General features: G+C 65.7%; 17 protein-coding genes, 1 tRNA gene and 1 pseudogene. 10 read left to right on the forward strand and 9 right to left on the reverse strand.

The features are described 5' to 3' along the window. Positions 1–590, forward strand: a 590-nt coding sequence (locus V7D28_RS07870) for a sigma-70 family RNA polymerase sigma factor (RefSeq protein WP_333586829.1), incomplete at its 5' end; no start/stop codon positions are given. Positions 591–690: 100 nt separating this feature from the next. Here V7D28_RS07870 and coaD read toward each other — a convergent pair. The 3 genes from coaD to V7D28_RS07885 all read right to left on the reverse strand — a co-directional run bounded on the left by coaD (position 691) and on the right by V7D28_RS07885 (position 2,237). Continuing rightward, positions 691–1,221: a pantetheine-phosphate adenylyltransferase gene (gene coaD, locus V7D28_RS07875; protein WP_333586830.1), complete on the reverse strand. Its 531-nt coding sequence runs from the start codon at positions 1,219–1,221 to the stop codon at positions 691–693. A gap of 92 nt (positions 1,222–1,313) precedes the next feature. Next, positions 1,314–1,541, reverse strand: a complete 228-nt coding sequence (locus V7D28_RS07880; RefSeq protein WP_333586831.1) for a flagellar basal body rod C-terminal domain-containing protein — start codon at positions 1,539–1,541, stop codon at positions 1,314–1,316. Positions 1,542–1,616: 75 nt separating this feature from the next. Then, complete coding sequence (locus V7D28_RS07885) at positions 1,617–2,237, reverse strand: TIGR02466 family protein (protein WP_333586832.1); 621 nt, start codon at positions 2,235–2,237, stop codon at positions 1,617–1,619. A 96-nt stretch (positions 2,238–2,333) separates the two neighbouring features. On the opposite strand from V7D28_RS07885, the gene V7D28_RS07890 reads away from it, so the two are divergent. Further along, complete coding sequence (locus V7D28_RS07890) at positions 2,334–2,702, forward strand: hypothetical protein (RefSeq protein WP_333586833.1); 369 nt, start codon at positions 2,334–2,336, stop codon at positions 2,700–2,702. A gap of 76 nt (positions 2,703–2,778) precedes the next feature. Here V7D28_RS07890 and V7D28_RS07895 read toward each other — a convergent pair whose 3' ends face one another. Then, positions 2,779–4,044 carry a serine hydrolase domain-containing protein gene (locus tag V7D28_RS07895; protein ID WP_333586834.1) on the reverse strand — a complete coding sequence of 422 codons (1,266 nt, stop codon included), beginning with the start codon at positions 4,042–4,044 and terminating at the stop codon, positions 2,779–2,781. Positions 4,045–4,107: 63 nt separating this feature from the next. Between V7D28_RS07895 and V7D28_RS07900 the strand changes: the two genes are divergently transcribed. From V7D28_RS07900 to V7D28_RS07910, 3 genes are all read left to right on the forward strand, one after another. Beyond that, positions 4,108–5,022: an alpha/beta hydrolase gene (locus V7D28_RS07900; protein WP_333586835.1), complete on the forward strand. Its 915-nt coding sequence runs from the start codon at positions 4,108–4,110 to the stop codon at positions 5,020–5,022. Positions 5,023–5,158: 136 nt separating this feature from the next. Beyond that, positions 5,159–5,515: an aspartate 1-decarboxylase gene (gene panD / locus V7D28_RS07905; protein ID WP_333586836.1), complete on the forward strand. Its 357-nt coding sequence runs from the start codon at positions 5,159–5,161 to the stop codon at positions 5,513–5,515. Then, complete coding sequence (locus V7D28_RS07910; RefSeq protein ID WP_333586837.1) at positions 5,515–5,970, forward strand: hypothetical protein; 456 nt, start codon at positions 5,515–5,517, stop codon at positions 5,968–5,970. Before panD ends, V7D28_RS07910 begins: the two co-directional genes overlap by 1 nt. Before the next feature lie 80 nt (positions 5,971–6,050). Here the strand turns inward: V7D28_RS07910 and V7D28_RS07915 are convergent, their stop codons facing one another. Continuing rightward, positions 6,051–6,797 (reverse strand): SIMPL domain-containing protein, encoded by a 747-nt coding sequence (locus V7D28_RS07915; protein ID WP_333586838.1) that lies wholly within the window; start codon positions 6,795–6,797, stop codon positions 6,051–6,053. Between the two features lie 148 nt (positions 6,798–6,945). Here V7D28_RS07915 and V7D28_RS07920 point away from each other — a divergent pair. Continuing rightward, positions 6,946–7,021, forward strand: a tRNA-Ile gene (locus V7D28_RS07920). Between the two features lie 126 nt (positions 7,022–7,147). Then, positions 7,148–8,404: a tyrosine-type recombinase/integrase gene (locus tag V7D28_RS07925; RefSeq protein ID WP_333586839.1), complete on the forward strand. Its 1,257-nt coding sequence runs from the start codon at positions 7,148–7,150 to the stop codon at positions 8,402–8,404. Between the two features lie 177 nt (positions 8,405–8,581). On the opposite strand, the gene V7D28_RS07930 is transcribed toward V7D28_RS07925, so the two are convergent. From V7D28_RS07930 to V7D28_RS07940, 3 genes are all read right to left on the reverse strand, one after another. Next, positions 8,582–11,116 (reverse strand): S8 family peptidase, encoded by a 2,535-nt coding sequence (locus tag V7D28_RS07930; RefSeq protein ID WP_333586840.1) that lies wholly within the window; start codon positions 11,114–11,116, stop codon positions 8,582–8,584. Next, positions 11,106–12,314, reverse strand: coding sequence for an AAA family ATPase (locus V7D28_RS07935; RefSeq protein WP_333586841.1), 1,209 nt, complete (start codon positions 12,312–12,314; stop codon positions 11,106–11,108). The genes V7D28_RS07930 and V7D28_RS07935 overlap by 11 nt, the downstream gene beginning before the upstream one ends. Before the next feature lie 301 nt (positions 12,315–12,615). After that, positions 12,616–12,912 (reverse strand): hypothetical protein, encoded by a 297-nt coding sequence (locus V7D28_RS07940; protein WP_333586842.1) that lies wholly within the window; start codon positions 12,910–12,912, stop codon positions 12,616–12,618. A 711-nt stretch (positions 12,913–13,623) separates the two neighbouring features. On the opposite strand from V7D28_RS07940, the gene V7D28_RS07945 reads away from it, so the two are divergent. Next, a complete protein-coding gene (locus tag V7D28_RS07945) occupies positions 13,624–13,986 on the forward strand; it encodes a VOC family protein (protein ID WP_333586843.1) in 363 nt (120 codons plus the stop codon). A gap of 152 nt (positions 13,987–14,138) precedes the next feature. Here the strand turns inward: V7D28_RS07945 and V7D28_RS07950 are convergent, their stop codons facing one another. Beyond that, positions 14,139–15,053: a HEPN domain-containing protein gene (locus tag V7D28_RS07950; protein WP_333586844.1), complete on the reverse strand. Its 915-nt coding sequence runs from the start codon at positions 15,051–15,053 to the stop codon at positions 14,139–14,141. A gap of 274 nt (positions 15,054–15,327) precedes the next feature. On the opposite strand from V7D28_RS07950, the gene V7D28_RS07955 reads away from it, so the two are divergent. Together V7D28_RS07955 and V7D28_RS07960 are read left to right on the forward strand one after the other, a co-directional pair. Continuing rightward, the gene (locus V7D28_RS07955; RefSeq protein WP_333586845.1) at positions 15,328–15,954 is read left to right on the forward strand and encodes a tyrosine-type recombinase/integrase; all 627 of its coding nucleotides are present in this window, start codon (positions 15,328–15,330) and stop codon (positions 15,952–15,954) included. A 218-nt stretch (positions 15,955–16,172) separates the two neighbouring features. Further along, a pseudogene (locus tag V7D28_RS07960) lies at positions 16,173–16,413 on the forward strand (hypothetical protein); the annotation flags it as partial.

Consider the following 16,413-nt stretch of genomic DNA (forward strand, 5'->3'; position numbering starts at 1 on the left):
AGTTCGAGTACCGCCGCGGCTACAAGTTCTCCACCTACGCCACCTGGTGGATCCGCCAGGCCATCACCCGGTCCATCGCCGACCAGGCCCGCACGATCCGTATTCCGGTGCACATGATCGAGACGATCAACAAGATCGTCCGCACCAGCCGCCAGATGCTGCACGAGATCGGCCGCGAGCCGACCCCGGAGGAACTGGCCGAGAAGCTGGCCATGCCGCTGGAAAAGGTCCGCAAGGTCCTGAAGATCGCCAAGGAGCCGATCAGCCTCGAAACCCCCATCGGCGACGAGGAAGACAGCCACCTGGGCGACTTCATCGAGGACAAGAACGCCGTCCTGCCCATTGATGCGGCCATCCAGTCGAACCTGCGCGAGACCACCACCCGCGTGCTGGCCTCGCTGACCCCGCGGGAGGAACGCGTCCTGCGCATGCGCTTCGGCATCGGCATGAACACCGACCACACCCTCGAAGAGGTGGGCCAGCAGTTCAGCGTGACCCGCGAGCGGATTCGCCAGATCGAAGCCAAGGCGCTGCGAAAGCTCAAGCACCCCAGCCGGTCGCGCAAGCTGCGCAGCTTCCTCGACAGCTAAGCCCGCAGAAACCCCGCCGGAGACGGCGGGGTTTTTCGTTGCGGTCGAGCAGCGTCAGGCCCGTCCCCGCACGGGGAAGGGTGAGGGCGCCGAGGCCGCCCTAGCTCCCTCGCCGCGCCTGGAACGCCGCCTCCACCGACGGCGTCACCAGCCAGCTGATGTCCTCGCCCACGGACTCCAGTTCCTTGGCCGTGCTGGAGGAGACGTGCAGGAACTGGGCGTCGCAGATGAAGTGGACCATGGGGATGGAGGGATCGAGCCGCTCAGCCAGGCCGTGCAGGTTGAACTCCTCGTGGAAGTTGGTGGCTTCGCGCAGGCCCCGCACGATGTGGGTGGCGCCGATGGCGCGGGCGTAGCGGACCAGGCTCTGGCGGGCATATTCGCCCACCTCCAGCCGGCGGCCGAGGATTTCACCGGCCTCGGGCCACAGGTCCAGGAGCGAGGCGTGGATCAGGTCGGTGCTCTGCTGGACGCTGAACAGGCGCTGCTTGCGCACATTGGTGCCCACAGCCACATGGACCGCGTCAAAGGTGGAGAGCGCCTTGCGGATGATGTCCAGATGGCCGCGGGTCACGGGATCGAAAGACCCCGCATAGAGGGCCTTGGTCGGGCCGGACTTGGTCAGCGCCATGGGGTCATCCGTCAGTTCAGGGCGCAGCCTCCGACGGGGCAGGGCTCATGGCAAGCCTCGCCTTGGGAAAACGATCCTGCCGCCCGCGGCTCTCAGCGGCGTTCCTGAATCTTCAGCAGGGCGTCCCACATCTCGCGGGCGGTCTCGATGGTGGCGAGATTGGCCTTGAACTGGTGCTTGGCGCTGATCTGCTCGACGGCTTCCTTTTCGTAGCTGACCTGGGCGTCCGGGGCGCCCATGGTCGCCACGCGCTGGGCGGAGGCTTCGAAGCGGCGGGTGGCGGCGAACATGCCGTAGCTGGCGGTGGCGATGGGGTCCATTTGGGTCTCCTGGACCCTGACCCTCAGGCGCCCGCGGTTAAGGCCGCGCTTGCAAGAATGGTGAACGCCGGTTTTTCAATGCCAGCCATAGTTGAAGCTGATGCTGATCCGCGGGCTCTTGGCCTGGTTGGCCGGCACCTCATGGCGCAGCCAGCTTTCCCACATGAAAAGCGTGCCGGGCTCGGGCTGCAGATAGATGAAGGTCTGCTGGGTCTCGTCGGCCTCGGCCCGGCGGGGCGGGGCGGCCATCATCAGGGCCAGACGGGGATCTTCCAGTCTGAGCGCGCTGGCGCCGGGCGGGGTGCGCACATAGACCGTGCCGGAAATGACGCTGTGGGGGTGGATGTGGCCGGTATGGCCCGCCCCGGGCTTCAGGAGGTTGACCCACAGGCTGTCCAGCTTGAGCCGGCCCGCGCCCAGGTCCAGCTGCAGGGCCTCGGCATAGCGGCGGGCGTGGCGATCGAGCCTCGTCTTGAGCTGGCCGAACACGCTGGCCCGCTGGGGCAGGTCGTCCAGGGACGCATAGGAGGTGTAGCCGCCATAGGCGTGGGCGCGGCTCCAGGCCCGGCCGGCGGCGTCCTCCTGCGCCAGCATCTCCACCATCTCGGCCAGTTCGTCATTGAAGGCCGCAAAGCCCCGCTCAGCGGCGAGGCTGGCCTCATAGATCTGGGTGACGAACAGGGGGCGCAGGCTCATGATGCGAGCGCTTAGCCCATGGCGCGGGCCAGGGGAAGCTGCGCCCGAAACATGCCGCATTTCCGAAGCTTATGGAATGATCTGGAGGATTCGATCATGAAGATGCGCACCCTGGCCCGGGCCCCGGTCGCCCTGGCGCTGCTGGCCCTGTCCCTGCCGCTCTCGGCCCAGGCCCAGGCCCCCCTCAATGAAAACCCGCCTACCCAGACGGTGATCTGCCTGGATGTGGGGGGCGGCATCCTGCCCGTGGTCTGCAAGGCGCCGGCCAGCCGGCTGGACAAGCGCGAAGACATCTGCACCTGCCCGCAGGGCATGCGCACGGCCGTCCCCATCTGCGGTCCTGGAGAGCGTGAGCCCGCCGACACGGTGGCCCTGAACGCCGCCCGCCGGGAGGCGGGGCGCGACGGCAGCCTGATCGGCGACCTGTTCGAGGGCAAGCCCATGTGCGTGGCGCCCCGGTCCTGAGTCTGCGAGCGCCGCAGGCCCGCGGAACGACGACTTCGGCGCGTGATCCGAAGGCGTCGCCCCGGGGCGAAGCGCGTCAGCCCTCCAGGGCCTGATAGACCATCTTCTGGAAGACGGGCAGGGCGGCCCGGCCGCCCATCCTCTGGCCCGTGGCCAGTTGGGCGGCGGCTTCGGGGCCCAGCGGCATGGAGTTCTGGATCAGATAGATCAGGATCAGCTCGGCCTTGGGATCGGCCTGCCACCAGGTGCCGAAAGCGCCCGGCCAGCCGAAGGCGCCTTCGTTGCCCGCCCCCATCCAGGCCTGTTTCACTGGATCGGTGATCATGGAGAGCCCCAGGCCGAACCCCTGGCCCAGCCAGAACGGAATGCCCATGAAGGGGATCTCCCGCTGCGCCGGGGTCAGCCGGTCGGTGGTCATGAGGTCCACGGTTTCCGGCTTCAGCAGACGCACCCCGTCCACCTCGCCGCGACCCAGCAACATCCGCGCGAAGGTGAGATAGTCGTCGGCGGTGGAGACAAGGCCGCCGCCGCCCGCATCGAAGGCCGGCGGTTCGGGATGGTAGGGGAAGCTGACGTCTTCCAGGGCGTCGGTCTCCGGCCCGATGCGATAGAGCCGGGCGCCCCGGTCCTGCTTCTCCACCGGCAGGTGGAAGCCGGTGTCCTTCATGCCCAGGGGCTCGAAGATGCGCCGGCGCAGAACCTCGCCCAGGGGCGCGCCTTCGATCCGGGCCACGATGAACCCCAGGACATCGGTGGCGTGGCTGTAGTGGAAGCGTTCGCCCGGCTGATAGCTCAGCGGCAATTCGGCCAGGCGCCGCATCCACTCGTCGGGGGTCAGCGGCGTGCCCAGCGCCGGCCCCAGCGCCTTCTCGTAGGCCTGGGCGATGGGGCCGACCGAGGTGAAGCCATAGGCGAGACCCGCCCTGTGGGTCATCAGGTCCTCGATCGTGATGTCGCGCGCGGCGGGCACGGTCTGATCCAGCGGGCCGTCGGCGGCCTTCAGCACCTGCATGTCGGCGAATTCCGGCGCCCAGCGGGTGATCGGGTCGTCCAGGCGCAGGCGGCCTTCCTCCATCAGCATCAGGGCCACCGTCGAGGTCACGGGCTTGGTCATGGAGGCGATGCGGAAGATGGTGTCCCGGGTCATGGGTTTGCCCGCGGCGATGTCCCGCTGGCCCAGCGCCTGGACCTGAACCACCTCGCCCTTGCGCCAGACCAGGGTGACGAAGCCGGACAGGTCGCCCGCATCTACCACCGCCTGCAGGGCCGGGCCGATGGGCTCAAGCCCTTGTGAGGAAAATCCGCCGTCCATCCGTTCCGTCCCTTCGTAAACTGCGTTCATGAACCGGTTTCCCGCATAGCGCCGGGAGGCGTCACGTCCGTCAAGCACCGCCCTGAGGTCCGCATGCCCGTTCCCGTCCTGCCCGCCGTGGTCCTGGTCCTGGCCGCGAGTCTGGCCCTGGGCGCCTGTTCCCCCCTGACCGCCTTCGCCACCCTGACCCCCACCGATCCGGCGGAGAAGGCGGGCGCGGCGATCGCCTATGGACCGGGACCGCGGCAGCGCCTGGATGTCTACCGGCCTCCGCAAGCGGGCGAGGCCGCGGCGCCCCTGGCGGTCTTCTTCTATGGCGGGTCGTGGCGCGACGGCCGCCGTCAGGACTATGGCTGGGTGGGCCGGGCCCTGGCCGCGGAGGGCTTCGTCACCCTGGTGCCCGACTATCGCCTCTATCCGGAGGTCGCCTATCCCGACTTCCTGGAGGATGGCGCCGGGGCCATCGCCTGGGCGGTGCGCCACGCCGCCGAACTGGGCGCCGATCCGCAGAGGATCGTTCTGGTGGGCCATTCGGCCGGCGCCTACAACGCCGTCATGCTCGGGCTGGACGGGCGCTATCTGGACGCCGCAGGCGTCGATCCCGGCGTGATCCGCGCCGTGGCGGGGCTGGCGGGTCCCTATGACTTCCTGCCGCTGGAGGGGCGGCTCACCCCGCCCATCTTTGGCGCCGCCGCCGATCTTGAGGCCACCCAGCCCCTGGCCCACGCCAGCCGCCGCTCGCCGCCCGCCTTCCTGGCCACAGGGGAGGATGATCAGGTGGTGGAGGCCCGCAACACCCTGGCCCTGGCCCAGGCCCTGCGCGACCAGGGCGCGGTGGTGGAGACCGCCCTCTATCCGGACCTGGGTCATGCGGGCGTGCTGCTGGCCCTGTCGCGCCCCTTGCGGGGCCGCGCGCCGGTCCTGGACGACATGGCCGCCTTTCTGCGTCGCCAGGTGGGGCTGGGGGATCAGGTTGCGATGCGCCATGATCGCGAGGCCTTGCCCTGACGCGGGTCGGGTCGGGCTTCCCCAGCGTAAGCCTGTTGCGCCGCGGCAATTGAAGAGAGACGCCGAAGTGCGTATATGCCGTTTCCCCCGGATGCCCGGGCATCCCTGTTCGTGAACGCAAGGACGCGCCTCGCCCATGCTGGTCACCCTGATGAAGTCCAAGCTGCACCGGGCCACCGTCACCCAGGCGGACCTGGACTATGAAGGCTCTATCGCCATCGACCGCGACCTGCTGGACGCTTCGGGCATCCTGCCGCACGAGCAGGTCGATGTGCTGAACATCACCACCGGCGCGCGCTTCACCACCTACGCCATCGAAGCCCCCCGGGGCTCCAAGGTGATCGGCGTGAACGGCGCGGCCGCCCGTCTCGTGCAGAAGGGCGACAAGGTCATCGTCGTGACCTACGGCCAGCTGCCCGCCGAAGAGGCCCGCAACTACGCCCCGACGGTGGTGCTTCTGGACGACGGCAATCTCGTCAAGCAGGCCGCCTGATGGCGCGCCGGGCCGCCCTCTTTCCGGCGGCTGCGGCGGCTCTTCTGCTGGCCGCCTGTTCGCCGGGCCTTGAGGGCCTGGACGAAGACGTGCTGAACCGTGAGATCGGCGCCCGCATCGGCGACCCCACCACCTGCGTGCTGATCGCCCGGCCGGACGGGACCGTGGTCTATCGCTATGGCGGGGCCATGGTGTGCGGCCGGGCCTATCCGGGTTGCGAAGGCGGCGAGGCCCGGACGACGGAGGCGCTGCTGACCAGCCTTGGCGCGCCGCCCCGGAGCGTGGCGGCCAGCTGTCCCACGGCGGCCGACGGCTCGCGCAGCGTCGGCTGGGCGGCGGGGCCGGTGAGCGAACAGCCCTATGTCTTCGCCGCCGTCATGGAGGGCCAGCGCGCCCTGCCGGGCGTGGTGATGACTGACCGCCTGGCTCGCGCCTTCGCCGCAGCTGGGCGTTAGCCGAAATCCATAAACGGGGGTCAGGCGTCCTGCGCCGGCCCGGCGGACCGGACCGGCGCAGGCTCAAGACCGGGCCTGGCTTATCGCGTCAGCTCATAGAGCGCGTTGATGTCCACCCGAACGGTCATTTCGCCCGCCGAGACGGGGGTGGAATCCTTGAAGCTCTCGGCCCTCGCCATGGCCATCATCGGCATGGGCGGCATGGGCGGCGAATAGGAGGCGCCTTCGCTCAGGCTCACCAGTCGGCCCACCCGATAGCCCGTCGCCTGGGCATAGAGTTCGGCCTTGGCCCTCAGGTCGGCCACCGCGGCCTGGCGGGCCGCATTGCGCGCGGCGGCCGGGTCGTTCAGACCAAAGCTGATGCCGTTCACCTGATTGGCCCCGACGCTCACCGTGGCGTCCACCGCGGCCCCCAGGCGGCTCAGGTCACGAACCTTGATGGTCACCTGATTGCTGGCCTGATAGCCGCGCAGGCGAGGGGGCTCGTTCTGCTGATAGTCGTACTGGGCCGACAGGTTCAGGTTCGAGGTCTGGATATCCCGCTCGGCGATGCCGGCCCGGCGCAGGGCGGCCATGACCTGGGTCATCTGCCGAGCGTTGGCCTGCATGGCTTCCTGGGCGGTGGCCGCCTCGGTCTGCACCCCCAGGCTGATGATGGCCATGTCGGGCGCCACGTCCACCTCGCCCATGGCCGAGAGGTTCAAGGTTGTGGCGCGGAACATGGAGTCCGCGGCGCTCGCCGTCTGGGCCAGGGCCGCAGGGGCGGTGGCGGCCGTGGCGGCGGCCAGGGTCAGGCCAAGGGCGCTGGCGCGGATCAGGGAATTCATCGGGGCTCTCCCAAGGGTCAGTAAAACGTCACCATAAGCGCTGCCGGAATGGCCAGTCGCCGGTTCGGTTCCAGCCTCGCAGGCCGAACCTGAACCGGAGCTTTAAGCCGCGTGCAGCCCATGGTAACCCCCTGCCTTCCCGCTGATGGGGCCTGTAGCTCAATGGTTAGAGCCGGCCGCTCATAACGGTCTGGTTGCAGGTTCGAGTCCTGCCGGGCCCACCAGCGGGGCGTTTCGCAGGGTTTGCCTCCAGCCCGTGGCGACATAGTAAATAGCTGATTAAAAAGCGTTTTTACTATTTTGCGCACATTCTCTGGCTCAATCGGTTTCACCCGTATGCGGATCACCTGTTGGTACGCCTCGGGCTTGATACCAACAGATCGCCGCGCGATACCAACAGCATGCCCCTGTCAGACTCCCAGCTACGCAGCCTCAAGCCCGAATCGAAGCCCCGTAAACTCAGTGATTTCGAGGGCTTATTCCTGTTGGTGAACCCCAGCGGGTCACGCCTGTGGCGCTTCAGCTATCGCTTTGGTGGGAAGCAAAAGCTGCTGGCCCTCGGGGCCTACCCGGCCGTGTCTCTGCGAGAGGCGCGCAGAGCAAAGGATGACGCCCGTGAGCTGCTCGCCAAGGGCATGGATCCTGCTCACGAGCGCAAAGTCGCAAAAGCCCGGAAGAGGTTGGCGGCCGCAAACACCTTCGAGGCGGTGGCCAATGAGTGGTTTGACGCCCGCAAAGACGGGTGGGTGCCCAGCTATTCAGATCGGCTGAAGGCGCGCCTGGACGCCGATTTGATCCCCTATCTGGGGCGTCGGCCCATTGCTGAGATTGAGCCCGTCGAGTTGCTCTCCACGATCCGCAGCATTGAGGGCCGAGGTGCGCCAGAAATGGCTCGCAGGGTGTTACAGATGGCCAGCGCGATCTTTCGATACGGCGTCGCCTTGGGGGTGTGCCCCAGGGATCCAGCTGCCGACCTCCGTGGCGCCTTGAAGAGTGCGCCGCCGGCAAAACGGCGCTCCGCCATCCTCCCGAAGGACCTTCCGCAGTTCATGCAAGACCTCGCCGTCTACAACGGCGCGGCGCAAACGAAGCTCGCCCTCGAGCTGTTGATCCACACCTTCGTCCGCACGTCCGAGGTCCGCTTCGCGCGCTGGTCCGAGTTCGAAGACCTGGAAGGAGAGGGGGCGCTTTGGAGAATTCCTGCGGCGCGCATGAAGATGCGTCGTGACCACCTGGTGCCCCTGTCGCCGCAGGTGGTCAAAATCCTGGCTGAGATCAAGGAAGCTTCCGGCCGTTCCGAACTCTTGTTCCCGGCCCCGACCCGCAGCGGTGTGATCTCCGAGAATACGATGATCTATGCGATCTATCGCATGGGCTACCATGGGCGCGCGACCGTGCACGGTTTCCGCTCCACGGCCTCCACTGTGCTCAATGAGCAGGAGTTCAACCGCGACTGGATCGAACTCCAACTCGCCCACGCCGAGGGCGACATCCGCTCCGTCTACAACGCCGCCGAATGGCTTAGCGGGCGCCGCACCATGATGCGCTGGTGGTCAGATCACCTGGATGAGGTGACGAAGGTGAAGCCTGCGGCTGCATCGGAGTAGGCGCGTCGGCTTGAGCGGGCCGTTTTGCCAAGGTCGCAGATGGGCTCTTGGCTGACCTTGCGAGAGTCCGCTCTGGGACTATCGCCTTAGGCGGCCTGGGTCGCTAGAGACGCGGCCAGAGCCTCTGTGAAGGGACCCTCGTCGTCGATCTTGCCTCACAGAGATCACCCCATGACGTTAGCCGCGTGGGCGCAGACGGATCGCGGTGCGGATATCCTGCGCGTTGGCCACGCTGGCTTGGAGCTGCTGGCGGAACTCCTGGAACACCGGGGCTCGGCCCTCGGGGTCTTCCAAGGTCAGCAGCACCGCGAACGGCACACCTTCGGTGGGGAACTGGGCTTCGGCCCGCACAAGGCTCGTCACCTCCAGGCGCCACTGGGACGACTCGCCCTTCTCGGCGAAGGTCGAGGCGTACTGCTTGGACGGCCACCACTTCAGACCGTGATCGATCAGCGCCCTTTCGGGAACTGCGAGCTTGGCCGATCCGGGCAGATACTTGGCGTCGATCTGGTTGAGAAAGCGCGCGCTGCCGTCCGGGGCAGGGGCGGTCTGGAGCTGCTTGAGCGAGGCTTCTAGGTTGACGCGCACGAACTCCGCGCCGAACGCCGGATCGAGCGGCGGGGAATAGACCAGCGTGATGCGGGCCCGGCCCGAGCAACTGCCATCGTCCTGCACCAAGCTTTGTGGCCAGGTGAACGGAAAGCGCAGGATCACGGGCTTGCGCTCACCGATGCTCAAGCGGCTCTGGAACAGCAGGGTGATCTGGTGATCATCGGTTTCCAGCATGTCGACGACCTGGGCCGGCTGGCCAAAGCCGGCGAACTGGCGAGCGATATCCTTCAAGCCGCGCTTGCTCAACGGCTCGGGCATGGCGGCGTGATGCAGCAGCATGGCCCGTAACGCCTCGGTGCTGAGCCCCCCCTGGGTTACCGCGTCCAGGCTCGCCAGGGTCCTGGCCACCAGGGGCGCGGCAAAGCTGGTGCCGATCACGTCTTGGCGGCGTCCATCCGCGGTGATCGAGGACAGGCCGGTGCGCTCGCCAGGCGCCCCGCCGCCGGCCCCGCCATAGGCGGCGACGTCTGGCTTGATCCCGACCTGCAGCCCCGGGCCGCGTGTGGTGTAGACCGTCGGCGCACCGGCGACCTGTTTGGTGAGCGGCGGGTTGAGCGCCCCCACCGAGATCGAGCGCACGCTTTCGGCTGGTTTGAAGATCGTGTCGGGCGAGGTGCGGGCGGCGAAATATCGCACGACGTCGACCGGACGTTTAGGCCAGGGCGCACGCGACTGCGAGCGCGACAGGTTGCCCGCCGAGTTGACGAAGATCACGCCATAGGTGTCGGCGATCTGATCCAGCCGCGAGGCGTAGATGCTGTAGCGGTGGCGCTCGACGTCGGACACCGCGTTGATCGACAGGTTGAAGACGCGCACGCCATGCTGCTCTTTCGCCTCGGCGACAGCTTGTTCGATCTCTTCGAGGAAGTCATTGAAGCCCCGACTGTACTTGGCCACGAACGAGCCGCTGGGATAGAGCGGCGCGTCGTAGATGAGGCAGCCATTGGCTTCAGGCGTCACAAGGGCGGTGTTGGTCAGTTGCGGTACGCAGATCAGGCCCGCCACGCCGGTGCCGTGCGCGGGATTATGTTCGCCCGGATCCAAGTAGTCGAAACGCCCGACCACCCAATCCTGCAGCGCCGCCCCGACCCCCGAGTCGATCACCCCGACTACCGGATAGGTCGCGCCCGCCGTCGGCGTGGGGATGGTCAGCGCCTCGTCGTCCAGCCGCAGGCCCTCGTCGGCGCTCAGGATTTCGTCATCGGTCAGCTGCAACAAAACCGGAGGCAAGATCGCACGCACCAGGGGATGGGCTTGCAAGGCGGTCAAGGCGGCCTCGTGACGCTCGGGATCGCGATCGATCGGCGCGGGTGGCGGCGCGGGCGCTAGGTCGGCACGCGTCAGCTCCGGGCGGTTGTCGACCAGGGCCGGTTGATCGGCGCGGGTGATCTGCAGCTCAAGCACCGGGGTGCGGCCGATCGCGGACATCACATAACTGCGTGCGCCGGTCCCCAAGGAGAGCAACAGTTGTTCGAGGGTGCGACGCAGAGTGGTCCGGCCCAACGGGTCGTCGGCGATGACCCGGTCATCCGGGGTTTCGAACAGCTCGACCTGATAGCCTGACACGGTCCGAGGATCGTCGAATGCGGCCAGAGCCGCCGACACCGAAAAGGTCCGCTTCTGCTCGGGCGGAACGATCTCGATCAACTCGATAGCCCCGACCTCGGCGCGGGCGATGCTCGGCGCCTTATAGGGCTTGTCGTCGGCGCGGCGTTGTTTGATCTCGACGGTGATCTCGGCCTCTTGGATGCGCCGCTTCAAGCCTTCCAGATAGATGAGTGGGGCCCGGAAATAGAGCGTGCCAACGGCCTCGGCGCCGACGCAGGGAAACTGGTCGGGCTTGAACAGCCAGCGGGGGCGATAGGACTTGGCCAGGGCCTCGTCGCGCATCTGCACCCGAAGATAGGTCGCCGGTCCAAAGGGACTTTTCTGCAATTGAGCGGCCACCGCCTCGACCGCGGCGATCAGCGCCGCCTTGTGGTCGGCGAAGGCGCGATCGGCACCGTCGAAGAAGTCCCTGTTGCGCGGCGGCTTGCCAGGTTGCGGCGCCTGATGGAAGTCGGTGTCATTGAGGATGATCTGGACCGGGTTATTGGACATGCGCCGGCTCCGTCATCGACAGATGGCGTCGGGCTTTTTTCAGCTCGCTGATCCGCGACTGGACATAGCCGGTGGCCTCCCCGATCTCGGTCTGCTTCATCGGGAAATTCACGTCGTTGGCGATGAAGCTGATGAAGGCCTCGGGGTCGGTCGCCAGGATCCGGGCCGGGGCATGCTCGTGATAGGGCGTGCGAGCCAGGACCGCGCTCAGGGCCCTGAATAGCGCGGGCCCATCATGGGCCTCGCCCTTCAGCGCCAAAGTGCGCTTGGTCGCCGCGCAAATGCGCTCAAGGTCCGCGCCGGAGTGTCCGACTAGGCAATAGGCGAAGATGCGCAAGGTCGACGGTTCGGCGGCGATGGGGTGCAGGAAGCGCGCAATCAACTGCTCGCGGGCCCCAAGTTCGGGATCGCCCATGTGCACGTGGGTCTCAAACCGGCGCCAGACGGCCGGATCGAGCAGGCGATCATGGTTCGTGATCGCCATGGTGATCCCGAACTCGCGTCGCATGTCGAGGTTCTGCAGCAGGGTGTTCACCACGCGCTTGATCTCGCCGATCTCCTGCGGGTCGTCGCGGAGCTTGGCCAGGGCGTCAAACTCATCCAGCAGCAGCACGCAGGCGTAGCGATTGGCGAAGTCGAACAGGTTGGCGATGTTGCGAGCCGTTGTGCCTAGGAACGACGAGATCAGGCCGTCGATGCGCGCGGTGACCAACGGCAAGCCGAGGCGCTGGGCGATATAATGGGCGGTGACGGTCTTTCCCGATCCGGGCGGGCCGTAGATCAGCAGGGTTCGTGTCGGCTCCACCCCGACCGACTGCAGGGCCGCGGCGTTGCTCCACTCCTGTAGCAGGCCGTCAATCGTCTCATGCAGCGCCTCGCCATAGATCGGCGCCCGGGCGTCGTCGCGGCCAAAGGTGATCGTGCAAAGGCGCGCGCCGGTCTCGCGATCGATGGGCGGATTGACGTCGGGTGCCAGACGCTCGCCTGAGACCAGGGTGCGCGAAACCTCCACGCGGCTGGGCGCGATGTCCTTGGTCTCGTCCACGGCCTCGAGCAGTCGCTTGAGGGTTGCGGCGTCCTTGAGGTCGCCAGCTTTCTCTAGGCGGTCGCGCAGACGCGCCACCTGTTTGCCCACGGCGACGCGGTCTCCGCTCAGCGCGGCGCGAACAATGCTCTGCACGACGGCGAAATGATCCATGGGTGATATCCAAAAATTCGAACCTAGCTACTCTTGATTGATATCGGCACTTTTCCCATCGAACAACACGTTTTGACAAAAATTATCTTTCAGTATGGCCGTTGAATCGCCTGAAAGCCTGCGTTTATCGGCCACGTTCTGATCTGCGGGCGGATCCAAAACGGCGAGCGGACCGGCGCGATCCACGCTTAGGTCTGCCGCCGCCATCGAGGTCGTCAGCGCCCAGGACCTCGTTGAAGGCGTCTCCCCCCGATGTCCGCTTCCGGCATCGGTCTCAACGTCCGCAAGTGGCGCAGCACGGTCACGAGCCCCCGCATTCATCGAGAACGTGCGGGAAGTAGGTGGCGTCCCAATCGTCCGGACGAAACAGCACCTTTCCGTTCTTCAACACCTGATCACCCGGAGCGTATGCGCGGTTAGCCAGAGGAACGTCGGTGGCGCTGGCGATCGCGGGGTCGTCGTAATGATCTAGGTGGAAGTGGTCCCACTCTCGGCTCAACCCATCCAACTCCTCGATGAGTAGGTCCCGGCCAGCTTCGTTGACCGCGATCGAGAATGAGCCGTCTGGCAGAACGCTCACCGTCACTCTGGGCTTCATTAGATTCGCCTTGGATAGGAGGAAGGCTCTGACGCTGGTCGGAAAACGTTTCCGTCTGCTTTCGGGCGACTTCGCAGCTACTGCCGATGAGTCGATGCCACCCCCTGAGGTCGGTACCCCCTGTCTGGGATAGCCCGCTGAGCCGCAGGGTGAAAAGTCGATGTTAGTAAAGGCATGATACCGCACGAGACATGTCACCGTGCTCCTCTGAAGCCTTCCTCATCGGGCCGCCTTGGTCTTTCGCTATTGGCGGCGCAGCAACCCTAGCACTCGCGATAATCGGCTTTGGCCTCAGATGGCGCTCGATCTTCGTTGCTGGGGCCTTACACCTCATTGCAACTTGTTTGCTAGCCTACGGACCCGAGGGCAGGGCTGGAGAATTGGTCCGACTGAGCATAGCCGCCCTCTATCTGGCGGGGGTATGCATCGGGGTGAAGGTCCGTTTCGATCAAACCGGCATTCGCAACAGCAGGAAGTACAATCCTCGCCAGTGGCGCCCGTGGCCATTCCGCTGGTAGCCGCGCTCGCAGCCTCGCGAAATGACGCCTCTCATCATCTTGCCGCCCAGCCGACGGGACTAAGGTCTCAAATGTCCGCAGTCTGGCTCAGAGCCTATGTCCGCAAATGGCGCAGCTGCGACCCCCAGATTTTGCCTCGGGAACGCGATGACTGCGGTCTAGGCTAAACTTGCTATGAAACTAGGGAACGCAGATGAAACTTGGTCCCGTGATCGTAATGACGCCCGATCTTGAGGCCGCCGCAGAATTCTATCGTGACGCACTTGGCCTGCGCTTGGCGCACAGGACGCCGGATCAGCTGATATTTGAGCTTGGTGGCGCCGCTCTGCACATATTCAGGTGCGAGCACGCTGCCGGCGCGGAGGGCCACGGTCGCGACGCGGCCTCTGTCATTACGTTCGAAGTTCAGTCGCTAAGTATCGAGATGGAGCGTCTGCGCACTCACGGCGTGACCTTCATCCACGAAAAACCTGCGCGCAATGAGGCCGCTAGGTTGAACTACATGGCCTTCGTCGCACCCGGAGGAAATGTGCACGAACTGGTGGAGAGAACCTAGGCGTTTGGAAGGGCGATCCCGTCCTCCCGCGTCTGCTCTTCGGCGTGCGTGCAAGGTCCGGTGATGGCGCGAAGCTGAGCTGAGTGCGCGCAAGAAAAGATAGCGCTTGGCAAGGCCTGAACCGGGCCGAGCCGGCCGTTTCGGGCAACCATCTAGCCGAGGCCCGCCTGAAAGGCAGCTCGGCCCTCTCTGAGCGCATTCACGAGTTCCAGCGAGGCGTGGTGTGCGGCCAGCGCCTCGGCCGGCGTACAGGGCTCCTCGCCGTAGCGGATCCCCGGCGTGCACTGGATCGCTGCAACGAGAGCGCTGAAATCGCCGGTCACGCCGACACCGGCGACCTTGTCCGCCAACCGCGAGAGGTCGTGGGTGAAGGGGAAACTGCCGCCGCCCAAGGCGATGGCGGCCTTCAGGGTTTTCTCCGCCGCCTGAAGAGACGCCCACTTGGATTCTCCCGCCCGATCGTGACGATCCATCAGGGCCGTGACCGCTGTCGCCACGTCCGACCGCGCAGACGACAGCAGGTCGTGGGCGGTCGCCTCCAGGGTGTAGCTGGCGTAGAGTGCCGCGCCGAAGGCTTTCTCGACCGCTTTCAGATCAGCATCGGTCAGGCGCGCGGCCTTCCGGGGGGTCATATGCTCGATCAGTTGAACGATGTTGCATAATCCCGGACCTTGCAGGGATACCCGCTCGGGAAGGAAGTCGCGGGTAATGACGAACTGGATACTCCCGAAAATTCGAGGGATGCCGAGCGCATAGAGGTCGCCGTCCAGCCGAACGACGGTGCGGCCGGCTTTCATGTCGACCTTCAGCCGGTCGCCATAGGTCTCCTGATACCAGCGGCTGATGGCGGCGCCCAACGGCGCATAGGCGGCGATTTCGGGTGGGAGACGACTGGGATCTTGGTCGCCGATCGGGATCGGCACGCCGTGGAGGAGGCTGACTTCCCGGCCGGCATGAAGCGGGCGGTCCTCGATCCCATAGCCGTCCCGCCCCAAACGGGCATCGATCTCCTGCATCATGGCCTCGAACGCAGGGCCTTCGTGGGGAACGATCTTGGCTGCAGTCATGGTGCGAGCGGGCCCCTCGGCGGTTGATTTCGATTATACGCTCGCCTGGCCAGGGCGACGGCGAAACGAAAGCCCTGCCGGTCATGGCGCTTTTTCCAGACATAGTTGCCTCGGCGCGTCCACCAAGTGCGGTCCCACTTTGAATGTCGGCTTAGGGCCAGTGATCCAATGACTGCTCTTGGCGCAATTCAGCCCAAGTGGTTGGGGTGCACTTTGGGCTAACCAAAACATGAGAAACTCATCCTGGTCGGGGGTCCGCCTTGGAGGGTGAGCTATGTCTCAACCTGACCTGTTCCGCGTCCAGTCCAAACCCTGGAACACCGGCCGCATAATCGGGCCGAAGCCGCCCCTGAAGCCGAAGCACATTTGGGCAATCCGACAGTTGCTAAAGAATGGCGGCCAGCTGCGTGATCTTGCGCTCTTCAACTGCGCGATCGACGCGAAGCTCCGCGGATGCGACCTCGTAAAATTGCGCGTTAGCGACGTGGCCCCGGGCGGTGCGGTTAGGGCCCGCGCGACAATCATTCAGCAAAAGACAGGACGACCCGTCCCCTTTGAGATCACCGAGCCGACACGCCTGGCGCTGCTGAGCTGGCTCGCCGCTCGTGGACGTCGTTCGGACGACTGGCTTTTCCCGAGCCGGAGCCGGCCAGGGGAACACCTCACCACGCGACAGTACGCCAGGCTTGTTGATCGGTGGGTTCAACTCGCAGACCTAGAGCCGCGAGCTTACGGTACCCATAGTCTGCGGCGTACCAAGGTAGCGCTGATCTACAAACGCACAGGCAATCTCCGGGCGTGCCAGCTGCTCTTGGGACACGGCAAGTTGGAAAGCACTGTGCGCTATCTCGGAATTGAGGTCGACGACGCCTTGGAGCTCTCCGAGCAGACTGACATATGAACTAGCCAGTACCGCGGCCTAGACGGGTCTTCGCGCTGCGCCGACCCCATAGCTGCCCCGGGCCAGCCGGGCGGAAGGCGCCCGGGCTGTACTCGGGATTCTAACCGACCGAGTTCCGACCCATGCCGGGGTCGGGAACTAACGACGAGCCGTTCGGCTACCGTTCGCAGCCAACGTAGGTGTGGCGAAATCTAACACGTGGGGTTCGACGTGTTAAAATGTTCCGGAAATTCGAACATGAGAACTCGCACGCGTTAAAAACGACGCATAAATTTCCCGTGCTTCCGCCTTTGGGGCAAGATCTCGGGGTCACTCGCCAGACCGCCGCCAAGCGGTTGAAACAACTCGTCGCCGCGCGCTTCCTTCAGAAGCACCAGCAGGGCCGGAACAACTATTTCATCAATGCGCCGCTCATCGAGCTCTTTATGAGGATCTCGGAGCCGAACGAGGACATTGGGG

The sequence above is a fragment of the Phenylobacterium sp. genome, assembly GCF_036723115.1.
GTDB lineage: Bacteria > Pseudomonadota > Alphaproteobacteria > Caulobacterales > Caulobacteraceae > Phenylobacterium.